The 26,367-nt window shown below is 61.1% G+C and carries 26 protein-coding genes; 12 read left to right on the top strand and 14 right to left on the bottom strand.

What is annotated here, in order from left to right:
* Positions 1-2 precede the first annotated feature (2 nt).
* The 5 genes from H351_RS08480 (at position 3) to H351_RS08500 (ending at position 4,136) form a co-directional block, all read left to right on the top strand.
* The gene (locus H351_RS08480; RefSeq protein ID WP_029256184.1) at positions 3-557 is read left to right on the top strand and encodes a hypothetical protein; all 555 of its coding nucleotides are present in this window, start codon (positions 3-5) and stop codon (positions 555-557) included.
* Entirely contained in the window at positions 554-1,189 is a 636-nt protein-coding gene (locus H351_RS08485; protein ID WP_024488237.1) for a signal peptidase I, read from the top strand. Before H351_RS08480 ends, H351_RS08485 begins: the two co-directional genes overlap by 4 nt.
* The gene (locus tag H351_RS08490) at positions 1,182-1,778 is read left to right on the top strand and encodes a SipW-dependent-type signal peptide-containing protein (RefSeq protein ID WP_029256183.1); all 597 of its coding nucleotides are present in this window, start codon (positions 1,182-1,184) and stop codon (positions 1,776-1,778) included. Before H351_RS08485 ends, H351_RS08490 begins: the two co-directional genes overlap by 8 nt.
* Before the next feature lie 82 nt (positions 1,779-1,860).
* A complete protein-coding gene (locus tag H351_RS32255; protein WP_244891461.1) occupies positions 1,861-3,477 on the top strand; it encodes a signal peptidase I in 1,617 nt (538 codons plus the stop codon).
* 41 nt (positions 3,478-3,518) lie between these two features.
* Positions 3,519-4,136, top strand: coding sequence for an alternate-type signal peptide domain-containing protein (locus H351_RS08500; protein ID WP_158024815.1), 618 nt, complete (start codon positions 3,519-3,521; stop codon positions 4,134-4,136).
* A 98-nt stretch (positions 4,137-4,234) separates the two neighbouring features.
* On the opposite strand, the gene H351_RS08505 is transcribed toward H351_RS08500, so the two are convergent.
* The gene (locus H351_RS08505) at positions 4,235-4,942 is read right to left on the bottom strand and encodes a hypothetical protein (protein ID WP_144440103.1); all 708 of its coding nucleotides are present in this window, start codon (positions 4,940-4,942) and stop codon (positions 4,235-4,237) included.
* A 358-nt stretch (positions 4,943-5,300) separates the two neighbouring features.
* Between H351_RS08505 and H351_RS08510 the strand changes: the two genes are divergently transcribed.
* The gene (locus tag H351_RS08510) at positions 5,301-6,584 is read left to right on the top strand and encodes a hypothetical protein (RefSeq protein WP_029256179.1); all 1,284 of its coding nucleotides are present in this window, start codon (positions 5,301-5,303) and stop codon (positions 6,582-6,584) included.
* Entirely contained in the window at positions 6,584-7,969 is a 1,386-nt protein-coding gene (locus H351_RS08515; protein WP_420876492.1) for a lipase family protein, read from the top strand. Before H351_RS08510 ends, H351_RS08515 begins: the two co-directional genes overlap by 1 nt.
* A 6-nt stretch (positions 7,970-7,975) precedes the next feature.
* Here H351_RS08515 and H351_RS08520 read toward each other — a convergent pair whose 3' ends face one another.
* A complete protein-coding gene (locus H351_RS08520) occupies positions 7,976-9,199 on the bottom strand; it encodes a cytochrome P450 (RefSeq protein ID WP_029256177.1) in 1,224 nt (407 codons plus the stop codon).
* A 185-nt stretch (positions 9,200-9,384) separates the two neighbouring features.
* Between H351_RS08520 and H351_RS08525 the strand changes: the two genes are divergently transcribed.
* The 3 genes from H351_RS08525 to H351_RS08535 all read left to right on the top strand — a co-directional run bounded on the left by H351_RS08525 (position 9,385) and on the right by H351_RS08535 (position 12,272).
* Positions 9,385-9,939, top strand: a complete 555-nt coding sequence (locus H351_RS08525) for a TetR/AcrR family transcriptional regulator (protein ID WP_029256176.1) — start codon at positions 9,385-9,387, stop codon at positions 9,937-9,939.
* A gap of 123 nt (positions 9,940-10,062) precedes the next feature.
* Complete coding sequence (locus tag H351_RS08530) at positions 10,063-11,211, top strand: acyl-CoA dehydrogenase family protein (protein WP_244891462.1); 1,149 nt, start codon at positions 10,063-10,065, stop codon at positions 11,209-11,211.
* Entirely contained in the window at positions 11,208-12,272 is a 1,065-nt protein-coding gene (locus H351_RS08535; protein WP_029256174.1) for an acyl-CoA dehydrogenase family protein, read from the top strand. The genes H351_RS08530 and H351_RS08535 overlap by 4 nt, the downstream gene beginning before the upstream one ends.
* Positions 12,273-12,291: 19 nt before the next feature.
* On the opposite strand, the gene H351_RS08540 is transcribed toward H351_RS08535, so the two are convergent.
* Positions 12,292-13,815 carry an acyl-CoA synthetase gene (locus H351_RS08540; RefSeq protein WP_029256173.1) on the bottom strand — a complete coding sequence of 508 codons (1,524 nt, stop codon included), beginning with the start codon at positions 13,813-13,815 and terminating at the stop codon, positions 12,292-12,294.
* A 192-nt stretch (positions 13,816-14,007) separates the two neighbouring features.
* Between H351_RS08540 and H351_RS08550 the strand changes: the two genes are divergently transcribed.
* Together H351_RS08550 and H351_RS08555 are read left to right on the top strand one after the other, a co-directional pair.
* Positions 14,008-15,045 carry a phosphatidylinositol-specific phospholipase C domain-containing protein gene (locus H351_RS08550; RefSeq protein ID WP_029256172.1) on the top strand — a complete coding sequence of 346 codons (1,038 nt, stop codon included), beginning with the start codon at positions 14,008-14,010 and terminating at the stop codon, positions 15,043-15,045.
* A gap of 44 nt (positions 15,046-15,089) precedes the next feature.
* Entirely contained in the window at positions 15,090-15,866 is a 777-nt protein-coding gene (locus H351_RS08555) for a trans-aconitate 2-methyltransferase (RefSeq protein ID WP_020908998.1), read from the top strand.
* A 27-nt stretch (positions 15,867-15,893) separates the two neighbouring features.
* Here H351_RS08555 and H351_RS08560 read toward each other — a convergent pair whose 3' ends face one another.
* The 11 genes from H351_RS08560 to H351_RS08610 form a co-directional block, all read right to left on the bottom strand.
* Positions 15,894-16,889 carry a glycine betaine ABC transporter substrate-binding protein gene (locus tag H351_RS08560; protein WP_019745161.1) on the bottom strand — a complete coding sequence of 332 codons (996 nt, stop codon included), beginning with the start codon at positions 16,887-16,889 and terminating at the stop codon, positions 15,894-15,896.
* The gene (locus H351_RS08565) at positions 16,886-17,704 is read right to left on the bottom strand and encodes an ABC transporter permease (RefSeq protein WP_003939758.1); all 819 of its coding nucleotides are present in this window, start codon (positions 17,702-17,704) and stop codon (positions 16,886-16,888) included. The genes H351_RS08560 and H351_RS08565 overlap by 4 nt, the downstream gene beginning before the upstream one ends.
* A gap of 2 nt (positions 17,705-17,706) precedes the next feature.
* A complete protein-coding gene (locus H351_RS08570) occupies positions 17,707-18,918 on the bottom strand; it encodes an ATP-binding cassette domain-containing protein (RefSeq protein ID WP_020908997.1) in 1,212 nt (403 codons plus the stop codon).
* Positions 18,915-19,562: an ABC transporter permease gene (locus tag H351_RS08575; protein ID WP_019745160.1), complete on the bottom strand. Its 648-nt coding sequence runs from the start codon at positions 19,560-19,562 to the stop codon at positions 18,915-18,917. The genes H351_RS08570 and H351_RS08575 overlap by 4 nt, the downstream gene beginning before the upstream one ends.
* A 316-nt stretch (positions 19,563-19,878) precedes the next feature.
* Positions 19,879-20,499 carry a malonic semialdehyde reductase gene (locus H351_RS08580; RefSeq protein ID WP_020908996.1) on the bottom strand — a complete coding sequence of 207 codons (621 nt, stop codon included), beginning with the start codon at positions 20,497-20,499 and terminating at the stop codon, positions 19,879-19,881.
* Between the two features lie 122 nt (positions 20,500-20,621).
* Positions 20,622-21,827 (bottom strand): TetR/AcrR family transcriptional regulator, encoded by a 1,206-nt coding sequence (locus H351_RS08585; RefSeq protein WP_029256170.1) that lies wholly within the window; start codon positions 21,825-21,827, stop codon positions 20,622-20,624.
* 25 nt (positions 21,828-21,852) lie between these two features.
* Positions 21,853-23,400: an acyl-CoA synthetase gene (locus tag H351_RS08590; RefSeq protein ID WP_020970676.1), complete on the bottom strand. Its 1,548-nt coding sequence runs from the start codon at positions 23,398-23,400 to the stop codon at positions 21,853-21,855.
* A 29-nt stretch (positions 23,401-23,429) separates the two neighbouring features.
* Complete coding sequence (locus H351_RS08595) at positions 23,430-24,233, bottom strand: SDR family NAD(P)-dependent oxidoreductase (protein WP_020908993.1); 804 nt, start codon at positions 24,231-24,233, stop codon at positions 23,430-23,432.
* A gap of 29 nt (positions 24,234-24,262) precedes the next feature.
* Complete coding sequence (locus tag H351_RS08600; RefSeq protein WP_029256169.1) at positions 24,263-24,643, bottom strand: MaoC/PaaZ C-terminal domain-containing protein; 381 nt, start codon at positions 24,641-24,643, stop codon at positions 24,263-24,265.
* The gene (locus H351_RS08605; RefSeq protein ID WP_029256168.1) at positions 24,640-25,095 is read right to left on the bottom strand and encodes a MaoC family dehydratase N-terminal domain-containing protein; all 456 of its coding nucleotides are present in this window, start codon (positions 25,093-25,095) and stop codon (positions 24,640-24,642) included. Before H351_RS08605 ends, H351_RS08600 begins: the two co-directional genes overlap by 4 nt.
* A 1-nt stretch (position 25,096) precedes the next feature.
* Positions 25,097-26,281 (bottom strand): lipid-transfer protein, encoded by a 1,185-nt coding sequence (locus tag H351_RS08610; RefSeq protein WP_029256167.1) that lies wholly within the window; start codon positions 26,279-26,281, stop codon positions 25,097-25,099.
* Positions 26,282-26,367 lie beyond the last annotated feature (86 nt).

The raw sequence follows: 26,367 nt of genomic DNA on the forward strand, positions 1-26,367 counted from the left end.
GCTTGCGTAAGCACTACCGTTGGTGGGCAACTGCCGCCGCGCTGGTCATCGGACTGATCTTTGTATCGGTGCAGCAGACCAGCGCGCGGTGGACGGCCGCTGAAACACTGTCCGGTGGCACGATCCAGTCCGGGATCCTCGACCTGACGGTGGGCAGTGCCGGTAGCGGCCAGAGCAGTTACGACTTCACTGCTCTGGGCGCCACCGGTATGTTCCCCAACGCATATGCACAGGCTCCGTTGACAGTTCACAACTCCGGAAATGTTCCTCTCAATTACCGGATCCAGAACGTCGCGCAGTCTTCCGCTGATGTTCCGCTCTCACTCGCGGTGACGCCAGTGACTTCAGAGGCCGGTTGCCCCGCCCAAGGCACAGCTGCCGGCACCGCGATCTACGACGGGCCCATGGTCGGTGCTCAGGTACCGACAGCTCCGGGATGGCGCACTGTCGCTGCCGGCGGTACCGATATCTTGTGCCTGCGTGGCACTGTCGGTCCTGACGTTGCTTCTGGTGTCTCCACGAGCGTGCACTTCTCATTCGAAGCGGAGTCGGTATGACGCACGCAGTGAAGGGTTCTGATCAGAGAACCGGCGCCTGGTGGTGGATCCGCAATATTGTCTCGTGGGCTCTGCTGCTGGGTGTTCTGGCGATTCTGTTGTCGACGGTCGTTGTTCCACGTTTGACGGGGTCGACGCCCTTCACTGTGTTGACCGGCTCGATGCAGCCCACCTATCCACCCGGCACCCTTATCGTGGTGAAACCGCAGGACGCTGCCCAATTGCAGGCTGGTGATGCGATCACCTACCAAATCGAGTCGGGGAAGCCCGATGTGGTTACGCACCGAATCACGATGGTGCGACTCAACTCCGCTGGTGATCTCACCTTCGTCACACAAGGCGATGCAAATCCGATAGCGGATCAGAATCCCGTTGTACCGGAGCAGATTCGCGGCAAGGTGTGGTACAGCGTGCCGTACATCGGGTACGTATACAACGCCATCACGGGGCAGATGCGCTCGGTGATGCTGACGGTTGTCGTCGGCGCACTGTCGATCTATGCCGTGTTCATGTTCGTCGGGTCGGTCCGTGACCGTACCCGGCGACGTTCTGCGTCTGCAGACCCCCAACCTTCCGAACCGAGTGCGCCGGCGCCTCGAGTTGAGCAGCAAGAAAGGCACAGCCATGTCTAAGCACGAGGAGCAGCAGGCGCCCGCCTCGCTCGGTACACGTCTGGTCCGGGGCGCAACCAGCGGTCGCGCACGCGCGATCATGTCGGTGGGAATTGTCCTGGGCCTCGGTGCCGTTGGCACTCTTGCTGCGTGGACTGACAACGCTACAGCGACTTCCGGCGTATTCAGCACCGGTTCGATCGAGATGAAGCTCAACGGTGACCCGGGAGATCCGACTGCTTACGGCTTCACCGCGTTGACCAAGACGGGCATGATGCCCGGCGACAGTGTCACGGCAACTCTGCCTGTACAGAACACTGGCGCGGCACAGTTCAAATACACCATGGCAGCAACCGCAACAGGCGAGGCCGCGCTTGCCCCGTTTATGAAGGTGACTGTTCTCGATCAGAGTTGCACAACCCTGATTGCCGGCCCGGTCGGCTTGTCGACGACTGCCGCGACTCCGATCATCACAACAGGACGTCAGTTGGCTGCGAATACAGGTTCTGAGACTCTGTGCTTCAAGGTTGCGCTCGATACGGGAGTGCTTTCGGCACAACAGAACAAGTCGATCAATGTTTCATTCCAGTTCGCGGCGACGACGGCCTGAGGTGACCATGTCTGATCACACTACTCCCGGCAGTTCGAGATCGGCACGTGCCGGTCGCGAACTCGCGCTGACAATAGGGGCGGTGGCTGGACTCATCTGTGTTCTCGCCGCCGCGGCATCGATGCTGTTCGGCATCAAGCCGCTCGTCTTTCGTTCGGGTTCGATGTCTCCCGAAATCACCACTGGCTCCTTGGCATTGGCTCGAACCGTGCCCGCCACCGACCTCTCAGTGGGCGACGTCGTAAGCGTCGTCAACGGACAGAGCACGCGCATCACACACCGCGTGTACGAACTTGACCAGCAGGCTGGTAACTCCGTCACGGTGACTCTCAAGGGCGACGCAAATGCCAAGCCAGACGTGGAGCCCTACTTCATCACCGAAGCCGACCGCATTTTCTTCAGCGTCGGGGGCCTGGGCTACGCAATTGCTTGGCTCTCCAGCCCACTCGCGATCTTCCTCGGCGGAGCGTTGGTCGGCGGATTGGTGATCATTGCCTTCCGGCCCAACTCTCGCCGCAAGGATTCGGATGACGGTCCGAGTGGAGGAGTTGGCAGTGTGGACACGGAAGCTGCGGCAACGATGGAGTTTCCGATGGTTTCTTCGAGCAGCGGGACAGGCGGACATCGCTCGGCGTTCTCGCTCCGAAAGCTTGCGGTTCTCGGTGTCTCGGCCTTTGCACTGATCGGTGTTACGCAGGTGAGCGGCACCGCAGCGGCTTTCACAGACACTGCCGTCGCAACGAGTGGTGCCATTACCGTGAGCGGGAAGATCAATCCTGCAACGAGCAGCGTCAGTTGCACGACAAACGGCATAGGTGGCTCTCAATCGTCCACTGTTAAGTGGAGTCACATAGGCCCCCAATATCGCTACGAGGCGCGGTACTACAACGGAAACTCGTTGATGAAAACATGGGGATACGATCCCGGTGTCGGTGCCGCAGTAGGAACCCAGGTCTCATCCACTATCTACTACACAGATGCTGGTTACAGCGTTTTCAACTCATACACGTACACGCTTCGCATCTACACGATCAACCGAATCACGGGCGAATCGTCAACGGACTGGCGAGGGTGGAACCTACGCCAACCTGCGTCTCAGACAAGCATCTATTGCCAAGGTGAGGCAGGCTCGATCGCCGGCGCGGCTGTCGCTGAAACTGAGCAGCTTGCTCGCGGAGTTGCTCCGACAACCGCGACGGCTGCCGAGACCACCACGTCCAGTACACCGACAACGACAGGCACGTCGACGACGGCTCCCACTACGGCTGACGTGACAACCACGACCGGTCCCACCACAACAACGGAGACCTCGACCAGCACTACGACTCAGTCGACAACTCCGACAACGACAACGGATGCAACGACGACAACGGATGCAACCACGACAACCAGCACGACCACGAAGGAAGCGCCGGTGGCATTGGGTGCGGCGCAGACATCGCTGACCGGCTACAGCGCAGCGTTGCTGCAGGACGGTGCCAGCGTCGCAGTGGTGGTCACCGACAGTTCGGGTACGGCGGTGTCGAGCACACCGGTGAGCGCCACGGCGACCGTGATGTGGCAGTCTGACGCAGACGACCTGTGGATCGTGGACGGCGCCAACGTTTATCGAGTCAATGCCGCAACGGGTGTCTCGGAGAAGAACCCCTCCGGCGAAGCTCCCGCAGAGATCGCTGCCTGGATCGACGGGCAGAAGTGATGAATAAAGAACAGAGGGAATTCGGGGACGGGAGAGTTCGGATGAATGATCGTATCGTTCCCGCAAGTCGATGGAACGCGAGACGTACCAGAATGATCGGGGTATCGCTGGTCGTACTCGGCGGAGCGGCATTCCTGACGGGCTGTGCTGATACCGGCTCGCTGGGTTCCTCAGGCGGCGGCAAGCCCACCACGACCACTTCCGTTCCGGCTACGACTACCCCTGTCGTGACTACTCCGGTCGAATCCGGTTCGTTGGCGCTGAAAACCGTCACTGCACCAACATGGACGGATCAGAACGGTCCGATCGACCTTTCGACAATGGTTGTCGTGCCGGGCGACGTTCTGACCTATCACGCCAGTTTCGCGTTGGAGATCAAGGGAACTGAAATGAAGGCAAAGCTGTCGACCAGTGATCTGGGTGTCTCCGGCGGAGATGCTCTGGTTGCCCAGCTGAAGCCGGTCACGGAAGTCAAGCTCGATGGTGTACCAGTGCCGGTCGGTGCGGACGGAACTGTGGTCAGTACGTCGAAGGACGGCAAGATCGTCGATGTGGCAATACGTTTCACCTTCGACAAGGATTCCGCGACAGCGTTGTCAATGGATCAGTCGTTGAACTTGGCGCGATTCGACGTGAATCTGGTGCAGATACCTGCATGATAAGGCGCGGTCGACGCCAGAGTAATAGCTGTTCAGAAGTGAGGCCGGGTAGCAGATTTGCTACCCGGCCTCACTTTGTGAATTGTTGTAGGGGGCGGTTATCCGATGAATGTGACCGACTTGCCGAGCGATCCGACATCAAGCGATCCGGAGCTGGCAGATCCGGTCTTTACTGATCCGGTGTCGAGTGAACCGAAGCTCGCCGACCCCAAATTCAGGGAACCGAAATCGAGTGATCCGGTTCCGCCGGGCGTGACGGGTGTATCGGTGGAATCAAGCGTGAGGTCTACACTCCAGTTCGGCGTAATACTGCCGTTCTGCGACGAATTCCCTGCTTCGAAGGGCATTCCGATGACGAAGGCAACCTTGGCACTTTGGCCCGGTGCGAGGTGGACCGAGTTCAACTGGGTCCTTGGTGTGGCGGCATTGCCGGTGACGGTGAGCGGATTGCCGGCGACGCCGTTTACGTCGACACGAAGGAATGCTTCCATGCCGTCGCTGATTTCGTAATCTCCGACGTAGAAGTGTGCCTCACCTGCGCGGTCCGATGCGTTTCGGACGTAAAATGTGGTTGTGTTGGTCCCACCCGGGATGAGTATGTCTGTGCTCCAGACGATTTTGGAAGCATCTCCCCAGGTCGAGTAGTCCGCGGAGTACTCGATGATTCCACTCTCACCGTCCGCTGCGTGAGCGAGCGACGGCATCAGCGTTCCGCCCACCAGTGCAAGTACGAGGGCCGTGAGTATCCCAATGACTGTGCTCCATAGCGCACCAGGCTTTCGAGATGAGTAACTGATAGTTTTCATAACTCCGAATTCTAGTCGGACAAACGTCCGAGCGTGACGAGTTGTGAGAGCTAACTGTATGTTGTGCAACAATTTTCGGAAGTCTGACGAATCTACTGGGAGGCAGCTGAAAATGAACTGTGATCGGAGCGGATGTGAGCCGCAGATTGGGAGCGCGGATAGCTGGTTGATCGCTTGTCGAGTGGGTTTCGATGCCGGCCATGCGGGGTAAAGGATTCTCATCTGCAATGGCTTCAGTCGCTGTGTAGATGTTGATTCGGCATTTGGTATTTCTTACAGATTCAGCTATCTTACTGCAAAGTAAGTATGAATTCGGCAATCGATCGGGGCGATTGCCGACCTGAGTACGAGGACCGATATGCGGTTAAACCTGGGGGCCGTAGTTCGGCGACGTCGTTGGGCGCGCGACGTATTGGCAGCCACGGCGGCATGTGCGCTGGCGATGTCCGCGTTGCTGTCGGTCCAGACATCAGCCTCGGCGTCCGAACTGGACGAGTATGTGAACTTGCCTTTGGTGAATCGGAATGCCGAACACGGTCCGGGCGGTGTCCATCCCGCGTTGCCGACTGATCTCGGCACCTTGCAAGCCCTTATGGAAGAAGCCCGCGCCAGTGGTCGCAGTCCGGAATCCTATGCGGCCTTGCTGTTTCAGTATCAATTGGTCGCTGCCACGGAAGCCGCCGGAATCGATCTCTCATCGTGGAATCCGCGCGCCGGAGTGTCGGCTAATCGCACGAACCTGGTGAAGTCGTACCGCTACTACGAGGATCTGCAACTCGGTCACCCGGAACTGCAGTGGGCGGGCATGGGCGGACAGGTAGGCGCGGACTTCGGCGGGGGACTGATCGACTTCGAACTGATGGCGGACGTGTACTCGTTTCCGAATCTCCAGCAGGTTGCCAATTCGATAGCTTCTCAGGTCACGGATCAGGTTGGCGTGCAAGCGCTGAACCAATTGCAGGCAGGGCTGCGCGCACTCGCGGCGGTGGGCAGGAACGTCACGGCGGACGACTTGGATTATGTGCTGGGGATGATCCTGGTGATGCAGAAGAACATCTTCTCGGATCTGATGCCGATGCATCAGGCATACGTGGACGAAGGGCTTCCCGCACTGGAGGAAATGCAGAGTGCCGGATTGTTCGGCCAGGATGTCATGGACGCCTGGCGTGATGTCGCGTCCGGTGATTCGAATCGGATCGCACTGGGGAACGTTGCGCTGCTCCAACGCGAGCAAGGGGTGATCATCCGCGACCAGTGGGATACCGTGCGCGCCTACAAAGGTGATGTGGGAGAAGCGATCACCTACGCATCGACCGTTGCCGGCTCGCCCTCGGTCGCCGGCGTGGTCCCGCCTCGCTCGTTCCGGCCCCTCGAGTTCACGACGACACTTGCTGACGGACGCATCGTGAACGTGACGATGCCACTGCCGGATTGGAACTGGTCGGTGTACGAGGACCGGTGGGACTACATCACCTCACAGCTATTGCCGAAGTACCGAGCGATGGTCGAAGAAGATTGGCCACGGCTCGCAGCCACATTGAGTGTTCCCTACGAAATTCAATTGGAGAGCCACCGCCCGATGATGACCCTCCCACAAACTCTCGAATCGGCCCTCTCCAGTTTGAAAGTGACGGTTCAGTGATGTCGGCGGCCACGTACCGAAGGTTTGCGCCGTTGGTAGCGCTGACCGTTGCGCTGGTTCTGCCTGCAACTGCGGGGGCTGAGGTGCCGGACAATGATGTCCCGAAAGACGTGCAAACTCCTGTATCCGAGGAGTTTCGGACCGACACCCCAACTCTGGGAGAGGTATTCAACGGGTTCACCGTCGGTGCTCTCAGTTCAGGGGAGTTCGCATCCGAAGAGGAGATCTTCACTGCTCTCACCGCCGATGATCCGTTTTACGACGAGTCGGTGTTGACCGGCGCCGAGCGTCCCGGTGATCTCCTGAAGTCGAAGAAGGTGGATGTACTGTTCACCGGATACAAACCGGGACAGCTCGACGCCTACAAGATCATGTATGTCACAACCGGAATCGACGGTTCGACGCCGGTAGTGAGCACTGGAATCATGATGATCCCGATCGACGGAACGCCGGCGTCGGAGAAGAAGATCATCAGCTATCAGGAGGCCAACGACAGCGTCGGCGGCTACTGTCATCCGAGTTCACACTGGACCGGCGGCGATCCGCTGGACGGCGCCTCCTGGTCGGCCTTGGGTCCGCTGGCGCTGATGTTCGGAAAAGGTTATGCCGTAGTGATTTCCGACGTCGGGAACAACGGAGACCGTGATCCCCACGGGGTCTTCGCGGGTAAGTTCGCCGGGCACGCCCAGTTGGATGCAGTGCGCGCAGCATTTCAGATGCAGGATTCCGAGCTGAATCCGGATGCGGAGATTGCGTTGTTCGGAATCGCTGGTGGTGGAGTCGGTTCGGCATTCGCCGCCGAATCTGCGCAGTCCTACGCGCCGGAACTCGATATCGTCTCGACAGTCCTCGAGGGCATGGTGATCAAGCCCCGAACATTCATGGAGACAACAGATTCCTCGGTCGGCGCGGGCTTCGGATTTGCGACGCTCCTCGGTCTCGAACCGTGGTATCCCGAGATGAAGTTGAACGACAAGCTCAATCCCGTGGGCCGAGTGATTGCCGACGTGTACCGGGGTGAGTGCCAGATGCCGGCGTACTTCACGCTTCCGTTCGTACCGTTGGCAAGCCTTTTCGCGCCGGGAATCGATCCGATCACAGAACCCAGCTTCCAGCGTGCGTACGACGACAACGTATTGGGCCACGGCGCTCCGGCGTCGAAGGTATTGATAACTTCGTGCGCAAAGGACGACTCCCCGATGTCACTTGTACCGGCAGCTGATGCGCGAGAACTGGCGGACACGTACAGAAGCCGAGGGACGGACGTGAGCTATCAGCCCACCGACTGCAGTATGGATCGCGCAGTCGCGGATCCATACGGTTGGGGGACAGACCTGTTCGGAATGCAGACAATCGATTGGATTGCCCACAATTTCGACAACTGAGTGAAACTATCCGGTGACAGCGAGACGCAAACTCTGATGGCGGCGTACGAACATGCTGGGGACCCAACGTGGCGGGAATTCGGAATCGACTGTGACATGCGAACTGTTTTCGAGAAGTACACCGATGGCGGTCTTTGCTTCCAGTCTGGCCAGCGCGGCCCCGACACAGAAATGTGCTCCCTTGCCGAAGGCGAAATGCGCTCGGAGATTGGCCCGGTCGAGGTTCATCGCGTGTGGCTCGGCGAACGACTCCGGGTCGCGGTTCGCCGAGCCCCACAGCAGTATGAGATGACTGCCGGCGGGGAGCGCCACACCGCCGAGTGTTGTGTCCGCATTGACATGTCGGTGGTGTCCGCGAAAAGGCGACTCGAGTCTGAGCGTCTCCTCCAGGAATGCGCTCACGAGTAGAGGGTCCTCGCGCAGCTGCGTCTGTATCTCGGGGCGCTCGGCGAATAGCCGAGCAGAGCTGGCGATCAGTCCGGCGGTCGATTCGCCACCCGCACCGACGAGTTGCACCAGCATCAGAACGGCCACGTCTTCGCTGAGTTCGCCTGCGTCACAGCAACGGACGAGGTCTCCGAGTAGATCGTCGATCGGGTTTGTCCGCGCCTCACGAAACTTGCTGTAGAGGTACCCGGTGAGTTCGGCCGCCGAGGTGACGACGTCAGTAAACCGTTCCGCCGTCACGATGCCGCTGAGAAGTTCGGTGCTGTCGTAAGACCACGCCAGCAATTGGGGGACGTCGGCTGTCGGCAAGCCGATCAGTGCGGCAACCATCTGCAGTGGGAGGGTGTCCGCTATCGACGTGACCCAGTCGATGTGGCGACCGTCGAAGCCGTTGTCCCACAACTGCTGCGTGTACTCGAGCATTGTCGGCTCGAGTGCTCGTATGCGTTTGGCGACCAGTGTCGGCAGGACAAGTTTGCGATGGTGCTGATGGTCGGGTTCGTCGGCGGTCGCGAGGACATGAACGGCTTGCCCGCCGCCGTTCATGTCGAACGTCACGGCCGATCCGTCCGGTGTTCGAACCAGTACGCCGGTGAGGTTGGAGGAGAAGTCCTCGGTACGGGAAACGGCTTCGGTGACAAGTTCCCACGTCGACACCAGATAGAAGTCGGTATCGGGTATTCGATACACGGGGTGCTCGCGCCGGAGTACGTCGTAGAGCGGGTAAGGGTCGTCGATATTCGACGGGAGGAAGGGGTTGATGTCCAGCGTCGGTGGTGTCACGAATGGAAGATTTCACGGCCGTCGAGGAGAAGTCAACAGGTGGGAAATGCCTCTGAACTGGCATTTTGAGAAAATCTCACGCACTTCAACCCCCTCGTACTTCTCCCAGGTCAGAGGCTCGCGGCCTTCCGTAGCGTTGAGATTTCTGATTGAATCTGTCTCGAGATGAGACGAGGTGACGGAGAGTGACCGGTGTGAACGAGCGCCGCGCCGCCGACTGGTTGGCCGGCGGTAACCGCCGTGAACTCGCAACCGAGCGCATCTTCGCGGCTGCAGCAGAGCTGATTCGAGAACAGGGATTCGATCGGTTCAGTGCCGACGACGTCGCTTCGCGCGCAGGCTGTTCGCGGGCGACGCTCTACCGCTACGTGGGTGGCAAGTCCGCGATCCGTGAGGGGCTGTTGTCGCGAGGTGCGGCGTCCGTGGCGAGCCAGGTTGCGGCTGCCGTCGAATCACTGCGCGGCGACGAGCGGATCGTGGAGTCGATCCTCGTCGCCGTCGACGCGATCAGAGCCGACGCCGCCACGAGCCATGGCCTTGCGGCGGCGCGGGCCAACGGTATCGACGAGTATCTCGTGTCTTCTCCGTTGCTACCGCGTACTGCACTCGAACTTGCTGGATTGGATCCCGAAGGTCAACAGTCGCAGTGGGTGGTTCGGATCGTGTTGATGCTGTTGGCGTGGCCTCTTGCAGACAGGGCCGCCGAGCGACGGATGGTCGAGTCGTTCGTCAGCTCCTGAGCGGGATTCCGTGTTCGTGAACGGTGCATCGGGTCGTCGCTGCTATAGGCGGTTCGGTTCATGCATTCGTTCCTTGGCTCGGTACCCTGAAGCCTGTCCGCTGCCGCGAAGGAGAAAGTCACGATGGTGGTACGCAGTACGTCCATGCGTTTCGACGCAACAGAACTGACGATCGAGGAACTCGCGCTTCAGGCTGAAGTGCGGGAGTACCTCGACAAGCGGCTAACCCCCGGCAGCTACCCCCTCGGACTCGGGATGTCCGGGGCTGTGGATCCGGCGTTCTCGCGAGATCTCGGTAGCCGTGGGTGGCTCGGCATGTCGCTGCCGAAGGAATACGGCGGGGGTGGACGGTCAGCAGTGGATCGATTGGTCGTCGTCGAAGAACTTCTCGCGCGGGGAGCGCCGGTCGGCTATCACTGGATCGGAGACAGACAGTCGGGTCCGAGCATCGCCGCCAACGGCACGGAAGAACAGAAGCGGTACTTCCTTCCCGGTATCGCGAGCGGTGAGTTCTCGTTCTCGATCGGGATGAGTGAACCCGACTCGGGTTCGGACCTGGCATCGGTACGCACTCGCGCCGAACGTGTCTATGGTGGCTGGAAAGTCAACGGCACCAAGATCTGGACCACCGGCGCCTTCCACGCCACACACGTACTCGCCCTGCTGCGAACCTCGGCAGACAAGCACAACGGACTCACTCAGATGATCGTCGATCGCGACAGCGATGGCCTGACCGTCTCACCCATTCCGTTCATCGACGGAAGCGAGGACTTCTGCGAGGTGTCTTTCCAGGACGTTTTCGTGCCGGACTCGCGTCGCCTCGGCGACGTCGGAGCGGGCTGGGGACAAAACACCGGTGAACTCGCACTCGAGCGAGGTGGCGTCGACCGTTGGATGTCGCTGATGCCGGTCCTCGAGAACTGGGCAGCCAACCAGGCGGCGCAGGGCGGCCCCGCGGCCCTGGCCGATCTGGGCTCGATTGCCGCGCGCTGCTGGGCTTTTCGTGGGATGTCGCTGTCCATTGCACGAATGGTCGACGCGGGTCGCTCGCCGGTCACGGAGGCCGCGCTGATCAAGGAAATGGCAACACGCTTCGAACAGGACTGTGTTGCCACCGTGGCACGGCACCTCGGCCGGGCTCCGGACCTTGCATCCGACGACCCGTACGAGTCACTGCTCGCCCGGGCTGTGCTGGTGGCACCGTCGTGGTCGATTCGCGGTGGCACCAACGAAATTCTCCGCACCGTGATCGTGAAAGGGTTGAACCGATGAATTCGGGGTCAGAGATCAACGCGTACACATTCGACGCCGACCTCGAAGCGATGGTCGAGCAATTCTTCGCCGAGAAGTCCGGCACCGAAGTGGTGGCGCAGGCCGAGATCGACGGTCTTCCCAGCGAACTTTGGAACGCAGCAGTGGAACTGGGGTTGCCGCTGGTCGGTCTTCCCGAATCTGTTGGTGGTTCCGGTGGCTCGCTCCTCGACGCCGTGACTGTGCAGCGCGCTGCTGCGAGGCACGCTGCGCCGTTGCCTCTCGCCGAGACTTACCTCGCGGGCAGGCTGGCAGCAGCGGCCGGGCTACCGGTGCCCTCCGGAATCGCAACCGTCGCGCCGGGATCGCAGCGCGACGATGTGCGTCGCACCAACGACGGTTTCCTGTCGGGCACCTTTCACGATGTGCCGTGGGGTAGCGCCGCATCAGTGCTGGCAGCAGTTCTCGGTGATCGCGTTGTACTCCTGAACATCTCCGACGCCGAGATCGGTGGAGGGACGGATCTTGCCGGGCAACCGCGTCAGAGCCTGACGTTCGCAGAAGCGCGGATTGTCGATGGCGACAACTTGGTCGACCCGCGGATTCTCAGCAGGCTCGGCGCGTTCTTGCGCTCGGTGCAGATGTCGGGAGCGATGGAGTCGGTGTCGACGTTGACCCGGCGCTACGTGTCGGAGCGGGTGCAGTTCGGCAGGCCCATCGCGCAATTCCAAGCCGTCCAGCAGCATATCGTCACCCTCGCACAGATGGCATCGATGTCCACACTGGCCGTGGATCGCACGGCGCACGCGCTCACCCGGCGCGACGCCGACTTCGAAGTGTGTGCAACCAAATTGGTGGTTTCGCAGAATGCGCTCGCGAGCGTGCGCGCCGCCCACCAGGCACACGGTGCGATCGGCATGACCCGCGAATACCGCTTGCAACAACTCACCCGACGACTGCATGCCTGGCGATCGGAGTTCGGCGACGAAATCGCGAGCGCCACGCAACTGGGAGAGGCCGTAGCTGCATCGCCGTCACTGCACCGCTTGATCACTGATCCAGAACCGACATTGCAGCTGTAATCCTGACTGTCGTAGAGGATTACGTTGCGTTGCAACGAAGATCGCGCTTCAGTATCTTGCCCGCTGCCGACAGTGGCAATGCATCGACGAATTGGAAGGTACGCGGAGATTTGTAACCGGCGATCAGCGTTTTCACGTGAGCGCGCAGTTCGTCGGCGTCGGCGTCGAAACCATGCCGAAGGACGACTACGGCATGGACACGCTCGCCCCACTGGGTATCGGGCAGGCCGATCACGGCACAGGACGCGACGGATTCATGTTGTGCCAGAGCGTTTTCGACCTCGGTGGAGTAGACGTTCTCGCCACCGGTGACGATCATGTCCTTGATGCGATCGACGATGAACAGGTAACCGCGGGCGTCGAGGTATCCGGCGTCGCCGGTATGCATCCACCCGTCGCGGAGCACTTCTGCGGTCTCTTTCGGTTTGTTCCAGTATCCGAGCATGGCGTGGCTGCCGAACGTGACGATTTCGCCCACCTCGCCGGGTGGGAGTTCCGCGCCGGTCGGGTCGACGATTTTCACCTCGCAGTGCGGCAGTACTCGACCGGCGCTGCGGAGGAGATCACCACCTTCGAGGTGATCAGCCGGGCTCAGCATGCTGATGTGCGCGGTTTCAGTCATCCCGTAGCCCTGCACAAACGAGCTGTTGGGGAACATTTGCATGACTCGTTCGAGAAGCGTCGGCGAAATGGGCGAGGCGCCGTATCTCAGGATCCTGACGCTGGACAAGTCATAGGTGGTCGAGTCTTCGTAGTCGACCAACATCTGAAGCATCGTCGGCACCAGACCCACAGTTGTCGGGCGATGGCGATCAACGGCCTCGAGGAACGTGCGTGGGCTGAAGTTCGGCATGAACACCTGGGTGCCACCCATCAGCGACTGAGCCAACCATCCGACTATCCCGGCGATGTGAAACAGAGGGTTGATCGCGAGGTTCGTTCCGTTGCTGACAGCCACGCTGCCTGCCGCGAGAGTACCAAGCGCCGAGGTCATCAGCGCTTGATGACTGATCATCACGCCCTTCGGCACTCCGGTGGTCCCGCCGGTGTAGAGGAGTAGTGCCAGCGTGTCGCCGCCGACGCGCAGATCGTCGACCGGAGTCGCCTCCGCGATCACCCGTTCATAGTCGAGCATTCCGTCGCGAACCGGGCCGCTGCCGCAGTAGACGACAGTGGTCAGGCCTGGACACGCCTCGCGAAGGGTAGATCCGACGGAAGCAAAGTTCTCGTCCACGAGTAATACCGTCGATCCTGAATCTTCCAGGGCGTACGTGATTTCCGCCGTGCTCCAGCGAGAATTGACCGGACTGGCCACTGCTCCGAACCACCAGCAGGCCAGGAGCGCCTCGTGGTAGTAGTCGGAGTTCGATGCCAAGATTGCGACTCTGTCACCGGTGCGCAGGCCCAAAGTCTGAAACCCTCCGGCGAGTCTGCTCATCCGGTCCACCGATTCCCGGCACGTGCGCAGCCGACCGTCGAAGATCGTCATCACCGCATCGGGTGATGCTCGCAGGGATCGGTGAACGAATTGAGTCAGCTGCATGCGATTCCTTCTGCGGGTGTGGGCCGAGTGCTCCGACTCGGATCAGTTCCAGCCATGATGCTATTTGCCTGATAATTTCCTTCACTCACCGCCTGAGACCGCGCCTCACCATCGATGCTGTCTAGGACGATTGTCCAGTTGTCTCTTCCGATTCCGTCCTGCAGCCGCGTGATTTCTGCGAGAGTGTCGAACATGCGTGGAATTCTGGTAGCCGGTGTGAGTGCATTCGCGGCGGTCGTCTCGGCTCCCACTGCCGGTGCCGAGGCGACTGCGGACCGAGCTCGCTCGTTCTCCGAGACCACGTCCGTCGGCGTCCACAACTCCTACGAGAAGGCGACGTTTCCGTACTTCGCCGACGCTTTGGACTCCGGGGCCTCGCTGCTCGAATTGGATCTGTGGACCAACGGCGGTGGTCCGGACTGGCGTGTCTCGCACATGAATCCGGTGGCGAGTGACAGCAACTGCGTCGGTGCGCAGGACGCATCCGGGTTGCGAAGTGGTCAGCGAGATCAGGGACTGCGCGGATGCCTGGCAGATATGCGGGCGTGGCACGAAGCCGACCCCGAGCATCCTCCGGTGATGATCAAGTTGGAACTCAAGGACGGTTTCACCACCGGCTACGGACGCGGACCTGCCGATCTCGACGCCTTGATCCTCGGGACTCTCGGGGATGCGGTCTTCACTCCATCCGATCTGATGGGTGAGTCCTACTCGACCCCGGATGCCGCCGTCACCGACCGTGGATGGCCGGGCATGTCCGAGATGACCGGCAAATTTCTGTTCGAGCTGATTCCGGGAACGATCGAGGAGGGAAACCCGCTCGACACGGAGTGGACCGACCGGCAGTACGCGACGCACTTGCGAGATCTGTCCGCTGGCGGGCTCGTCCAACTCGGCGCCGCCTTTCCCGCTGTTCACCGGGCGTCACCGGGCGACCCACGAATCGACCGTTACGCCGACCCGGGCATCCGCCCGTGGTTCGTGATCTTCGACGGCGACGCCCTCGATTACACCTCGGGCGTTGGGGATCCGCAGTGGTACCTCGATCGTGGATACCTGCTCGTCATGACCGACGCGCACAAGGTCGCTCCACAGATCGACGGTGCTCATGCCACCGAGGTCGAGGCGAGCGAGCGTCTCGACCGGTTGGCCGGTGATCACGCAAGTTACATCACCGCGGACTGGTCGAGGTTGCCGAACGTACTGTCCACCGTGGTGCCGCGTCGGTGATCTAGAGGGCGGCAATTCTCAGGAACAGGGTGCAGGATGGGTTCATGCGCACTGTCACGTGGAATCCCGAAGTCTACGGCCGCTATTCGGGTGAGCGGTCACGCCCGTTCGTGGACCTGGTGTCACGGGTGGCGACCGAAGACCCGACGCGGGTAGCCGACCTCGGCTGCGGATCAGGTAGCTTGACCGCGATGCTGGGGGAACGATGGCCGGACGCCTCGGTATCCGGTTTCGACTCGTCTCCCGAAATGGTGGCGCAGGCCCCGACAGACCTACCGGGAAACGTCACCGTCGAGTTGGGGGACATCATGTCCTTCGATGCCACGGGTTACGACGTGGTCGTCAGTAACGCTGCATTGCAGTGGGTTCCGAGCCACCGTGAGCTGATCGACCAGTGGGCGGACACCCTGGCATCCGGGTCGTGGCTGGCGTGGCAGGTTCCGGGAAACTTCGATGCACCGTCACATGCGCTCATGCGAAGCCTCGCGGAGTCCGCGGAATGGAGCGAGCGACTGGGCGGCGTCCTACGCGGCCCGGAAGGCGTCGACAGTCCGGTTGCGTACGCGCAGCGTCTGCAGGAGCACGGATTCGACGTCGACGCCTGGGAAACGACGTACGTACACGTGCTGGCCGGTGCCGATCCGGTGCTCGGATGGGTTCGGGGGACTGGACTTCGGCCGGTGCTGGACGTTCTCGGCGAGGCCGACGCTCCGGAGTTCGAGCGCCAGTATTCGGATCTGCTGCGGGAGGCGTATCCCGCAACAGCCGCCGGAACGCTGTTTCCGTTCCGGCGGGTGTTCTGCGTGGGACGCAAGCGGTAACTACTCGGCTGTGCTGCGGTCCGCCGATCACTCAGCGGTGACAAAGCCTTCCGAGACCAGCCAGTCGCGAGCCACGTCCGCCGGCTCCTTGCCGTCGACGTCGACCTGCCGGTTTAGCTCGGTCATCACCTCGTTGGTCAGTTTCTCCGAGATCGGCGCCATGACTTCGGCAACCTCCGGATGTGCTTCCGCGAAGTCCTTTTTCATGACCAATGCCGGATTGTATTTCGGGAAGAACTGCAGATCATCTTCGAGCAGAACGAGATCGAGTGCGATGATGCGACCGTCGGTGGTGAACACCTCGCCGAACTTGCACTGATCGCTGTCGGCTGTCGCCTGGTAGATGATGCCGGTCTGCAGGATCTGGCGCTGGGCACGCGAGGCGTCGAAACCGTATTTCGCTGCCAGGCCGGGGTATCCGTCCTGGCGGACGTTGAACTCGGTCTCGACGCACGTCACCGCAGCGCCGGGATCGGATTCGACCAACTTCGCGTAGTCGGAAACCGTCTTGACGCCGGTCTTCTCAGCGGTCTCCTTGCTCATCGCCAATGCATACGTATTGTTCATCGGCGCCGGATCGGTCCACACCATGTCGTTCGCAGCAAGGTCCGCATCACGGACGGCCTCGAACTGCGCCTGCGAATCGGGAAGCGGAGTCTCGTTGCCGAGGTAGTTGATCCAGCCGGTCCCGGTGTACTCGTACGCAAGGTCGATCTGCCCGTTCAACTGTGCGTCACGGGTGCTGTTCGAGCCCTGGATGTTCGTGAGATCTCGAACATCTGCGCCCGCAGCGGCCATCGCGAATTCGATGACGTATCCGAGCACGATCTGCTCGGTGAAGTCCTTGGAGCCGACGGTCATCTTCACACCCTCGAGCTCCGGAACCGGTTCGATGCTGCCGGGGCCGACAGCCAGGGGCAGTGCGCCACCGGACTCGAGGCCACACGAAGCGACAAGTGTGAGGCCGATCGTGGCAACCGCGACTTTCCAGCCCCACGTTCTGGTGATCGAAGTCTTGGTCATCGTAATCCCTTGGGCCCGAGATAAGTTTCGGCGAGCGCGCCGAGCCAGTCGATCAGCAAGGCCAACGACACCGCCAGTACGGCACCGACCACGAGGGTGACGTTGTCGCGGAGCTTGTATCCGGTGTCGATCAGAATGCCGAGTCCGCCGGCACTGACCAGGAAGCACAGCGTCGCGGTGCCGACTGCCAGAACGAGCGAAGTGCGCAGTCCTGCAAGGATGTACGGGACGGCCATCGGGAATTCGAGTTGACGCAGGACCGTGAGCGAAGACATTCCCTGCCCACGCCCGGCATCGATCAAGGTCTTGTCCACTTGCTGGTAGCCGAGGATGGTGTTGCGCAGCACCGGGAGCAGCGAATAGAACGCGATGGGAAACACGCCGATCCAGAAGCCCGTCGTTCTTGTTGCGAGATAGAACAGCACGAGCAGGCCGATGGCAGGCGCTGCGGCTCCGATGTTGGCTATTCCCACGAAGAACGGTGCCAATCGGGTGAATTTCGGCCTGGTCAGCAGGGTTCCGAGTGGAACTGCGATGGCGACGACGATGATGACCACGGCGGCCGTGATCAGTACGTGCTGCCAGGTCAGTGTGACGATGTTGTCGAGATTGATGCTCGCCTTCTGCGTCGCGTTGAGATCTCGGCTGAATGCCCAGATCAACACGCCCGCAACCAGGATCAGGACGATGACCGGTTGCACATACAGTCGCATCCGTTCCGCACGGCGCGTGGCGGCGTTCTCGGCCGCACCCAGATCGGGGGCGTCCGGTTCCATCTCAGGCGCGGAGACGCGCTCCTCTGTCGTGGCAGTCATGTTCAACCCTCGACGTTCTCGGTGTCTGGCTCTTCGTCGTGGTCGTGCGCATGCTCCTCGCGCATCTCGGAGAGATGGCTGACCAGTGTGTCGATGGTGATGAGACCGACATATTCGCCGCGCCGTCCGGTGACCACAGTGGACGCATTGCTTTCGGCGAGAAGAGCCTCCAAGGCATCCTGCAGGGTGGACTGGATGGACACGGCTTCGCCGATCTCGTTACCGACACCTCGAAGCGTCGACGCATGGGCGAGGTGGCCGGGCGAGACCCAGCGAAGCGGCCGTCCACGCTGATCGAGAATCAGGGCCCACTTCCACTTACGCGCTGCGAGTGCGGTTCTCAAATCATCGACCGAATCGGTTTCGCGGGCGGTGAGGCACTGCTTGAGTTTGATCTGGCGCACGCGTGTCAGGGTCAGCTGCTTGAGCGAGGCGTCCGCCCCGACAAATCCCGCGACCATGTCGTTTGCGGGATTGGCGAGAATCGCCTCCGGAGTGTCGTACTGCATGATGCTGGACTGATTGCCCAGCACGGCAATACGGTCACCGAGTTTGACTGCCTCGTTGAAATCGTGGGTGACGAAGACGATGGTCTTACCCAACTCCGACTGCAGACGCATCAGTTCGTCCTGCAGCAGGCCGCGGGTGATCGGGTCGACGGCACCGAAAGGCTCGTCCATCAACAAGACAGGGGGATCGGCAGCCAGCGCCCGCGCAACGCCCACTCGCTGTTGCTGGCCACCGGACAACTGGCGAGGGTAGCGGTCGCGATAGGTATCGGGATCGAGGCCGACGAGGTCGAGCATCTCGTCGGTGCGAGCTGCGATACGTTTCTTGTCCCAACCGATGAGGCCGGGCACCGTCGCGACGTTCTTCGCAATGGTGAAGTGCGGGAACAATCCTGCCTGCTGGATCGAGTAGCCGATGCCGCGGCGAAGCTTGTCCGGGTCGATGGACAGCGCGTCCTTGCCGTCGATGGTGATCTTGCCCGAGGTGGGTTCGATCAGACGGTTGATCATGCGCATCGTCGTCGTCTTGCCGCAACCCGAAGGTCCGACGAAGACGACGATCTCACCGGCCGGAACAGTCAGTGAAACATTGTCCACCGCTGCAGCTTTCTGGCCCGGGTAACGCTTGGTCACGGATTCGAGAACAATCTCGACCCCGGATACCTTCTGATCTGCAGATACGTCAGACGGAATGGTTTCAGTCATTGCAGCCCCTTCGAAGTAGTGAGACGACCGATGACGACGTAGATTCCGTCGAGAATCAGAGCGAGAATGACGATCAGTACGGTGCCGACCAGCGCTTGAGGAACAGCGTTCGGGCTACCGACACGCGAGAGTCCGGAGAAGATCAGGTTTCCCAGACCAGGACCCTTGGCGTACGCCGCGATGGCGAGGATGCCCATGAGCATCTGTGTGCTGACCCGCATGCCGGTGAGGATCGACGGCCACGCGATCGGCAGCTCGATTCGACTCAGAACATGCATGCGATTCATTCCGACACCGCGGGCTGCATCCGTGATCGCCGGGTTGACCGCATCCAGACCGATGATCGTGTTCCGAATGATCGGGAGCAGGGCATACAAGATCAACGCGGTGATCGTGGGAGCGACGCCGAGACCGAGAATCGGAATGAGCAGTCCGAGGAGGGCGAATGAAGGAACCGTCAGGATCGTGCTGGCCAACGCCGTAGCGATGGAGGATCCCGCCGGGCTCCGGTAGACGAGAATGCCGATGATCACGGCGGCAATCGTCGCGATGATCACGGACTGGATAACTGCTGAAACATGTAGGTACGAGTCGGTCATCAATTGTTGTCGTCGTGCAACGACAAAATCCCATAGGGCGCCCATATTTCCGAACCCACTTTCTTCGGACTTCTGCTCGCTCGAACGTCTTCCCTCGACACCGACCGGCGCACAAGGGCTTTCCCCGCAGCCTCCGTAGGCCGAGGGGTTTCCCTCGACTGTCGTCCAAAAACTGAGATACTGCAACTAATTCCGATTGCAGCGTGTCGGATGTTGTTCTGGACGTGAGATTTTGCGGGACGCGGGCAGGTACCCACTGCGTGCGGAGTTGAAACGTGCTGGAGACAGCAAACGCTCGAGACAGCAATGCGGGAGGGCTCCGGAGAACCCTCCCGCATTGTGGGAACTGTACGAATCGGCCTCAGGCCCAGCTGAGCGCATCCTCATTGGACAGCCGCGGCAGACGGTCGAACCACGGGTTCTCGCCGGGATGGCCGATGTTGACCACCAGGGTGGTCTTGAAGCGTCCGTCCGCGAAGAACTCGCCGTCGATGCCGTCGGCGTCGAAGCCGGCCATCGGGCCGGCGACCAGGCCCTGCGCCCGAATCGCGAGGATCACGTAACCAGCCTGCAGTGCGGCGTTGAACTTGCTGCTCGATGTGGCGGCAGCGTCGTCGGACTCGAAGTAGTCCTTCATCTCCGGACGGATGGGGAACAGTGCCGGAATGTGCTCGTAGAACTTGGTGTCAACGGCAAGAACCGCGACAGCAGGCGCCGATGCGGTCTTGGCCTTGTTGCCGTCGGACATGTGCTCGACGAGGCGCGCTTTGCCCTCCTCCGTACGCACGAACAGCACGCGCAGTGGATTGGTGTTGGCCGCGGTCGGTGCCCACTTCGCGAGCTCCCAGATCGCAGTCAGTTCGTCGTCGGTGACCGGTTCGTTGGAGAAGGAGTTTGCCGTGCGGGCTGCTGTGAAGAGCAGTTCACGGCCGGCTGCGTCGAGCTGCTGTGCGGTAAATGGGGTGGCTGCGTCGAGTGACATCGGTGGTTCCGTTTCCGTTGTAGCTCATCCGAGCGTTACCCGGTAAAGCTAGTTGCTAGTAAAAAGAAAGTACTTGGATACGGTAGCACCAGTCGTAGGGTTCAGCGCTGGGGAGTGACGAGTCAGACCGTCTGGGTGGCGAGAATCCTCACCGCCAGATCCTCGATCGCGCACTGTCGTGATTCGAGTCGGACGCGCGTGAGGTCGTTGATCATGCTGATGGTTGCCAACACCGTCGCCCGTGCATCCGCGGTTTCGTTGCCGAGCAGGTGTACCCACTCGTCGATGTACTCGCGTTGTGCAATGTGCGTCGAGGCCTGCGCTTCTTCGGGCAAGTTCGCTGTTTCTTCGATGAGAATGGCAATCGCGCTGTCAGGTGAGATCACCGAATTGGTGTACGAATGTACGACGCGGGCAATCGCGTCTTCGCGTGAGTCTGCGTTCCTCAAAGCCTGGACCAGGCCGAGCCGGAGTGTTTCGTTCCCGCGGGCCAGAATTGCTTGCAGCACTTCGGCTTTACTTCCGAAATGGGTGTAGATGCTCGAACTCGGAACACCGGCGGCGCTGCCGATGTCGTCCATCGTGACGGATCGGTAGCCGCGTTGATCGAACAGCGTGATTGCGGCGCCCATCAAACTTTCGCGACGCGAAGTGTGGCTGAAGTTCGAAGTCGGCTGCGGCTGTGCCGCCGGCTCCTCGGGAAGGGCCGGAGCGGTACGAACGACATCGAACAACCTGGCCAACAAAGCCTCGAAGCGCTTTCGAGGAAGCGTCGTGCGGTGTCGAGCGGGGCTGAACGCGATACTGGTGAGTGCCCACCCCAGAACGACGGAATCGGGAACCGACAGGTCGGGACGCTCGTGTCGAAGGGCGGCTGCGACCCGGCTCGTGACTTCCCGAACTCCGGCACGCGCCTCCGTTCTGCGCTCAGGGGTCAGGTTACGGGCCTCCTGATCGAAGAGAAGACTACGGAAGTTGTTGTCGAGTCCGTAACGAACCAGTGCCGTGAAGACCACCTTGGAATCGGTTCGATCGACCTCGTCGAGGATCGCGAGGATCGAAGACGAGCCGTCGAGCATTGCCTGCGCGAGGAGTTCCTGCTTGTTCGGGAAGTGGCGGTACAGCGCGCCTGCGGTGATGCCCACCGCAGACGCGATGCCTTCCATGCTGACGTTGTGGTACCCCGAGCGGCCGAACTGTTCACGAGCCTCGGTGATGATCTGCGCCTTGCGGTTGCGTGGGCGCAGCGTCTTCTTCGGGGTCGTTTTCGGCGCGGCCGGCCGGTCCGGCGAGGCCGCAGGTGTGCCGTCCGATGTATCGATCGTCATGGGGCCCTCGAGGTCGGTGGCGTGGTCAGGTGATGGTGCTGGTTGCCAAGTCGGAGAACTGCCTGCGGAGTTCTCTCTTGAGTATCTTGCCAGCCGGGGACACGGGCATTTGCTCGACGATGGTGATACTTCGCGGAGACTTGTAGCCGGCAATCAGCGTCTTCGAGTGTGCGCGGACTTCTTCGCACGTCAGAGACACCCCGGGACGCACGACCAGGACTGCGTGGACTCGTTCGCCGTACTGATCGTCGGGTACGCCGATCACAGCGCAGCTGATCACGTCCGGATGTGTGGCCAGAGCGTTTTCGACCTCCGTCGAATAGACGTTCTCACCACCCGAGATGATCATGTCCTTGAGCCGATCAACGACGAAGAGATACCCGGCTTCGTCCATGTAGCCTCCGTCGCCGGTGTACAGCCAACCGTCGCGCAATGCCGATCGTGTTTCTTCCGGCCGATTCCAGTAGCCGCACATGATGTTGCCGCCGCGGGCGATGATTTCGCCGACCTCACCGCGAGGAAGCTCGTTTCCGTTCTCGTCGACCACCTGAATCTCGACGTGTCCCATCGGCCGACCGGCAGATTTCAGGCGGGTCGCGTCGACGTGATCTTCTGCGCTCAGGCTGGTGAGTCCGGGTCCGGCCTCGGTCATGCCGTACCCCTGCATGAAGGCTGCCTGCGGAAAAGCCTGTTGCGCTTGCCGAAGCAAGGTTTCGGAGATCGGGGAAGCACCGTACTGCACGGCCAGGATGCTGGACAGGTCCCGGTTCGTCCGGTCCGGATGACGAATCAGCATTTGAATCATCGTGGGTACCAACAGCATCGACGTAACTTTGTGCTGCTCGATCAAGCGCAGTGCGGTGGCCGGTTCGAAACTTGGCTGAATCACCAACGTCGCCCCGACAGTGTTACGGCCGATCCAATTTGCCAGCGACGCAAGATGAAACATCGGGGCGGTGATCAGAGCCAGGCCGTCGGTACCAGGCGTTCGATTACTGGCCACTGCGCCGAGGCTCGACGTCACGAGGTTGGCGTGGGTGAGCATGACCCCCTTGGGGTGACCGCTGGTTCCGCCGGTATAGAAGATTCCGGCCAAGTGGTCGCCGCCGAGTCGCAGGTCCGGTGTGGGTTCGCTCGAGGCGATCAGATTCTCGTAGTCGAGAGCGCCGGCCGGCGTCGGCAGTTCGCCGGCATGTATCACTACGGCGAGCTGTGGGAACAACACCCGTACCTCGTCGAGTAGCGGCAGAAAGGTGTCGTCGACGACCAGCACTCGTGTATCGGAATCGTCCAGCGCAAAAGCGATCTCGGCAGCGCTCCATCTGGTGTTGAGCGGATTGACAGCGCCTCCCATCCACCAGGTGGCAAAAAAGTACTCGTGATAGCGATCGGAGTTGAGCGACAGTATCGCGACGCGATCGCCTACCTGCACACCGAGGTCACGGAAAGCGCCCGCAAGACGGGTTACTCTCCCGCCGACCTCGGCGCAGGTGCGGATACGGTCCCCACACACGGTCATGGGTTGGTCAGGGCGTTGCTGCATTGATCGTTGCAGAGACTGAGTCAAGTACATGGGGACCGCTCCTTTCGGGAAACGTGAGGTCAGCGACTGCCGCCGTCGCACACCAGGCATTGGCCGCTGACGTAGTCGGTTTCGGGCAGGCAGAGCGCAAATACCGCGCCGGCCGCTTCGTCCGGACGTCCGGCGCGGCCCAGTGGGATGGTCCGCTCGGCTGCCGCCAGGAGCTGTGGGTTGACGCCGACTTTGATCTCGCGACCCTCGACGTCGATGGTCGAGTTACCGTCCGCCGACGCTTCCGTCAGGCGGGTGTTGATCAGACCGTATGCAACGGCATTGACGTTGACCTTGTAACGACCCCACTCACGCGCAAGGGTCTTGCTCAAGCCGATGATGCCGGCCTTGGCGGCTGCGTAGTTGGACTGTCCGGCATTGCCCACCACTCCGGCATTGGAGGAGATGTTGACAACCTTGCGGTGGTAGTCGGTGGGATTGGCCTTGATGTAGGGCTGAGCGGCGCGCAGGATCTGGAACGGTGCCTTCAGATGCAGATCGAGAATCGTGTCCCACTGCTCGTCGGTCATCTTCTGGATGACGTTGTCCCAGGTGAACCCGGCATTGTTGACGATGATGTCGAGGCCGCCGAAGGTATCGATTGCGGTGTTGACGAATCGATCCGCAAAACCTTCTTCGGTGACCGAACCGACGCACGCCACTGCCTTGCCACCGGCCGCGATGATCTCCTCGACCGTCTCCTTGGCCGGGCCCGGATCAAGATCGTTGACTACGACGCTCGCGCCTTCCGCGGCGAACTTCATGGCGATGGCGCGGCCGATACCGCGGCCGGATCCGGTGACGAGTGCTGTCCTGTTGTCGAGCTTGCCCATGTCGGGGTTCCTTTCGGTAGAGAGAGTTTTCAAGCGGCTACGACGGCGTCGCCGCGCAGGGTGACGGTGCCGTCGGAGAGAGTGACGGCGATATCGAGGTGGGCCAGACCGTCCTCGATCTTGGTGACGGTCCCGGTGCACGTCGGCGTCGCGTGTAGCGGCGTGATGGAGGCAAAGCGAACGCTGTAGGTGCGGATACGTTCCTGCGGAACGTAATTGGTCAGCAATCGACCGAGGTAGGCCATCGAGAGCATGCCGTGTGCGAACACGTCGTCCATTCCGCCGGAGCGAGCGACGTCGAGATCGATGTGCATCGGGTTGTGGTCACCCGAAGCGCCGGCGTAGAGCGCGAGAGTGGTGCGACTGATCTCGGGCAATTCCAGGGAGGGAAGAACGTCTCCTGTTTTCATTTCTGCGCCTTAGGGTTTCGAACGACCAGGGTGTTGGTGAGGCGGGCGATCAACTCGCCGTCGTGGGTGACCTCGGCGGTCCGGACAAGGAAGTCCAAGGCGCCGTTCTTCTTCGAGTACACGTCCGTGACCTTGCCGTTGTAGGCAAGTGTGTCGCCGGCATAGGCGAGTGCGTGATATTCGAAGGACTGCTCGCCGTGCAGGACGTACCTCATGTCGATTTTCAGCGATCGGACCAGGGCAAACGGGTCCGGTTTTTCCATGTCGAGGCAAAACAGGAATGTCGGCGGTACCACCAGGTCACGATGCCCCGCAGCCTTGGCGGCCTCGACGTCTCCGTAGATCGGGTTGGTCTCACCGATGGCCTGGGCGAAGAAGCGCAGGCGTCCGCGCTCGACCAGTGCCTCGTGGCCCGGGATGATCGTTCCGACGACGGACGGATCGAGCGCCATGTCAGCCCACCTTCTTGAAGATGCTGACCACACACGCACCGCCGAGTCCGAGGTTGTGCTGCAGTCCGATTCGTGCTCCTTCGACCTGCCGCTTGCCGGCCTGACCGCGCAGTTGCCAGACCAGTTCGGCGCACTGGGCAAGACCGGTGGCGCCGAGGGGGTGGCCCTTTGACAGCAGGCCTCCCGACGGGTTGGTGACTACTCGTCCGCCGTAGGTGTTGTCGCCGTCCAGGATGAACTTCTCGGCAGTACCTTCGGGCGTGAGGCCAAGACCTTCGTACGTGATGAGTTCGTTGGCGGAGAAGCAGTCGTGCAGTTCGACGACCTGAACGTCCTCAGGTCCGATGCCTGCGGCTTCGTAAACCTGCGCAGCTGCGGCAGCCGTCATGTCGTAGCCGACGACCTTCATCATGTCGCGGTCCTCGAAAGTGCTTGGTGTATCGGTGGTCAGGGCCTGTGCCTCGATCACTACGTCAGCCGCCAGCCCGTGCTTGCGGGCGAACTCTTCGCTGCAGACGACAGCGGCAGCGGCACCACAGGTGGGTGGGCAGCATTGGTAACGAGTGAGCGGGCCGAAGATGTGCGGTGACTCCAGCACCTGCTCTTCGGTGAGAAGATCACGGAAGACCGCGTTGGGATTGTTGGCCGCGTGCTTACGTGCCTTGACCGAGATCTTTGCGAAGGTCTCGGGCTTGGTGCCGTACTTCTCCATGTGGGAAAGTCCTGCGCCACCGAACATCTGGGCTGCGCGCGGTGCGTCGTGGACGCCTTGGATCTCGGTCATCAGATCGTCGAAACGGTACATCGGGGCAGGGCGGTCGTCCCAAACTCGCTTGAGTGCACCGGGTTTCATCTGCTCGAAGCCGACAGCCAATGCGCATTCGACGGCGCCACTTGCGACGGCTTGGCGTGCGAGGAAAAGGGCCGACGAGCCTGTGGCGCAGTTGTTGTTGACGTTGATGACCGGGATTCCGGTGAGCCCGAGACCGTAGATGGCGGCCTGTCCGGCAGTGGAATCACCGTACACATAGCCGGCATAGGCCTGCTGGACCAGCGAGTAGTCGATACCGGCGTCGTCGAGGGCGGCACGGGCGGCGGTCTCTCCCATGACGTTGTAGTTCTCGCTTTTGCCCGGCTTGGTGAACGGGATCATTCCCACTCCGGCAACATGGACTTTTCTGGTCACGATTGTCTCCTAATTGATCGGATGGAAATTTACTTAACACCACGATTCGAGTTTTGTCTACTGGATCACAGTGCGTCTTTACGTGG

Origin of the sequence: Rhodococcus erythropolis R138, assembly GCF_000696675.2 — a bacterium.
Taxonomy (GTDB): domain Bacteria; phylum Actinomycetota; class Actinomycetes; order Mycobacteriales; family Mycobacteriaceae; genus Rhodococcus_F; species Rhodococcus_F erythropolis.

What these genes read in the sequence shown, in the direction of transcription:
- H351_RS08485 (WP_024488237.1), top strand. Translation starts at nt 554, where the DNA reads ATGACGCACGCAGTGAAGGGTTCTGATCAGAGAACCGGCGCCTGGTGG.
- H351_RS08490 (WP_029256183.1), top strand. Translation starts at nt 1,182, where the DNA reads ATGTCTAAGCACGAGGAGCAGCAGGCGCCCGCCTCGCTCGGTACACGT.
- H351_RS08500 (WP_158024815.1), top strand. Translation starts at nt 3,519, where the DNA reads ATGAATGATCGTATCGTTCCCGCAAGTCGATGGAACGCGAGACGTACC.
- H351_RS08505 (WP_144440103.1), bottom strand. Translation starts at nt 4,942, where the DNA reads ATGAAAACTATCAGTTACTCATCTCGAAAGCCTGGTGCGCTATGGAGC.
- H351_RS08510 (WP_029256179.1), top strand. Translation starts at nt 5,301, where the DNA reads ATGCGGTTAAACCTGGGGGCCGTAGTTCGGCGACGTCGTTGGGCGCGC.
- H351_RS08515 (WP_420876492.1), top strand. Translation starts at nt 6,584, where the DNA reads ATGTCGGCGGCCACGTACCGAAGGTTTGCGCCGTTGGTAGCGCTGACC.
- H351_RS08530 (WP_244891462.1), top strand. Translation starts at nt 10,063, where the DNA reads ATGGTGGTACGCAGTACGTCCATGCGTTTCGACGCAACAGAACTGACG.
- H351_RS08535 (WP_029256174.1), top strand. Translation starts at nt 11,208, where the DNA reads ATGAATTCGGGGTCAGAGATCAACGCGTACACATTCGACGCCGACCTC.
- H351_RS08540 (WP_029256173.1), bottom strand. Translation starts at nt 13,815, where the DNA reads ATGCAGCTGACTCAATTCGTTCACCGATCCCTGCGAGCATCACCCGAT.
- H351_RS08550 (WP_029256172.1), top strand. Translation starts at nt 14,008, where the DNA reads ATGCGTGGAATTCTGGTAGCCGGTGTGAGTGCATTCGCGGCGGTCGTC.
- H351_RS08555 (WP_020908998.1), top strand. Translation starts at nt 15,090, where the DNA reads ATGCGCACTGTCACGTGGAATCCCGAAGTCTACGGCCGCTATTCGGGT.
- H351_RS08560 (WP_019745161.1), bottom strand. Translation starts at nt 16,889, where the DNA reads ATGACCAAGACTTCGATCACCAGAACGTGGGGCTGGAAAGTCGCGGTT.
- H351_RS08565 (WP_003939758.1), bottom strand. Translation starts at nt 17,704, where the DNA reads ATGACTGCCACGACAGAGGAGCGCGTCTCCGCGCCTGAGATGGAACCG.
- H351_RS08570 (WP_020908997.1), bottom strand. Translation starts at nt 18,918, where the DNA reads ATGACTGAAACCATTCCGTCTGACGTATCTGCAGATCAGAAGGTATCC.
- H351_RS08575 (WP_019745160.1), bottom strand. Translation starts at nt 19,562, where the DNA reads ATGGGCGCCCTATGGGATTTTGTCGTTGCACGACGACAACAATTGATG.
- H351_RS08580 (WP_020908996.1), bottom strand. Translation starts at nt 20,499, where the DNA reads ATGTCACTCGACGCAGCCACCCCATTTACCGCACAGCAGCTCGACGCA.
- H351_RS08585 (WP_029256170.1), bottom strand. Translation starts at nt 21,827, where the DNA reads ATGACGATCGATACATCGGACGGCACACCTGCGGCCTCGCCGGACCGG.
- H351_RS08590 (WP_020970676.1), bottom strand. Translation starts at nt 23,400, where the DNA reads ATGTACTTGACTCAGTCTCTGCAACGATCAATGCAGCAACGCCCTGAC.
- H351_RS08595 (WP_020908993.1), bottom strand. Translation starts at nt 24,233, where the DNA reads ATGGGCAAGCTCGACAACAGGACAGCACTCGTCACCGGATCCGGCCGC.
- H351_RS08600 (WP_029256169.1), bottom strand. Translation starts at nt 24,643, where the DNA reads ATGAAAACAGGAGACGTTCTTCCCTCCCTGGAATTGCCCGAGATCAGT.
- H351_RS08605 (WP_029256168.1), bottom strand. Translation starts at nt 25,095, where the DNA reads ATGGCGCTCGATCCGTCCGTCGTCGGAACGATCATCCCGGGCCACGAG.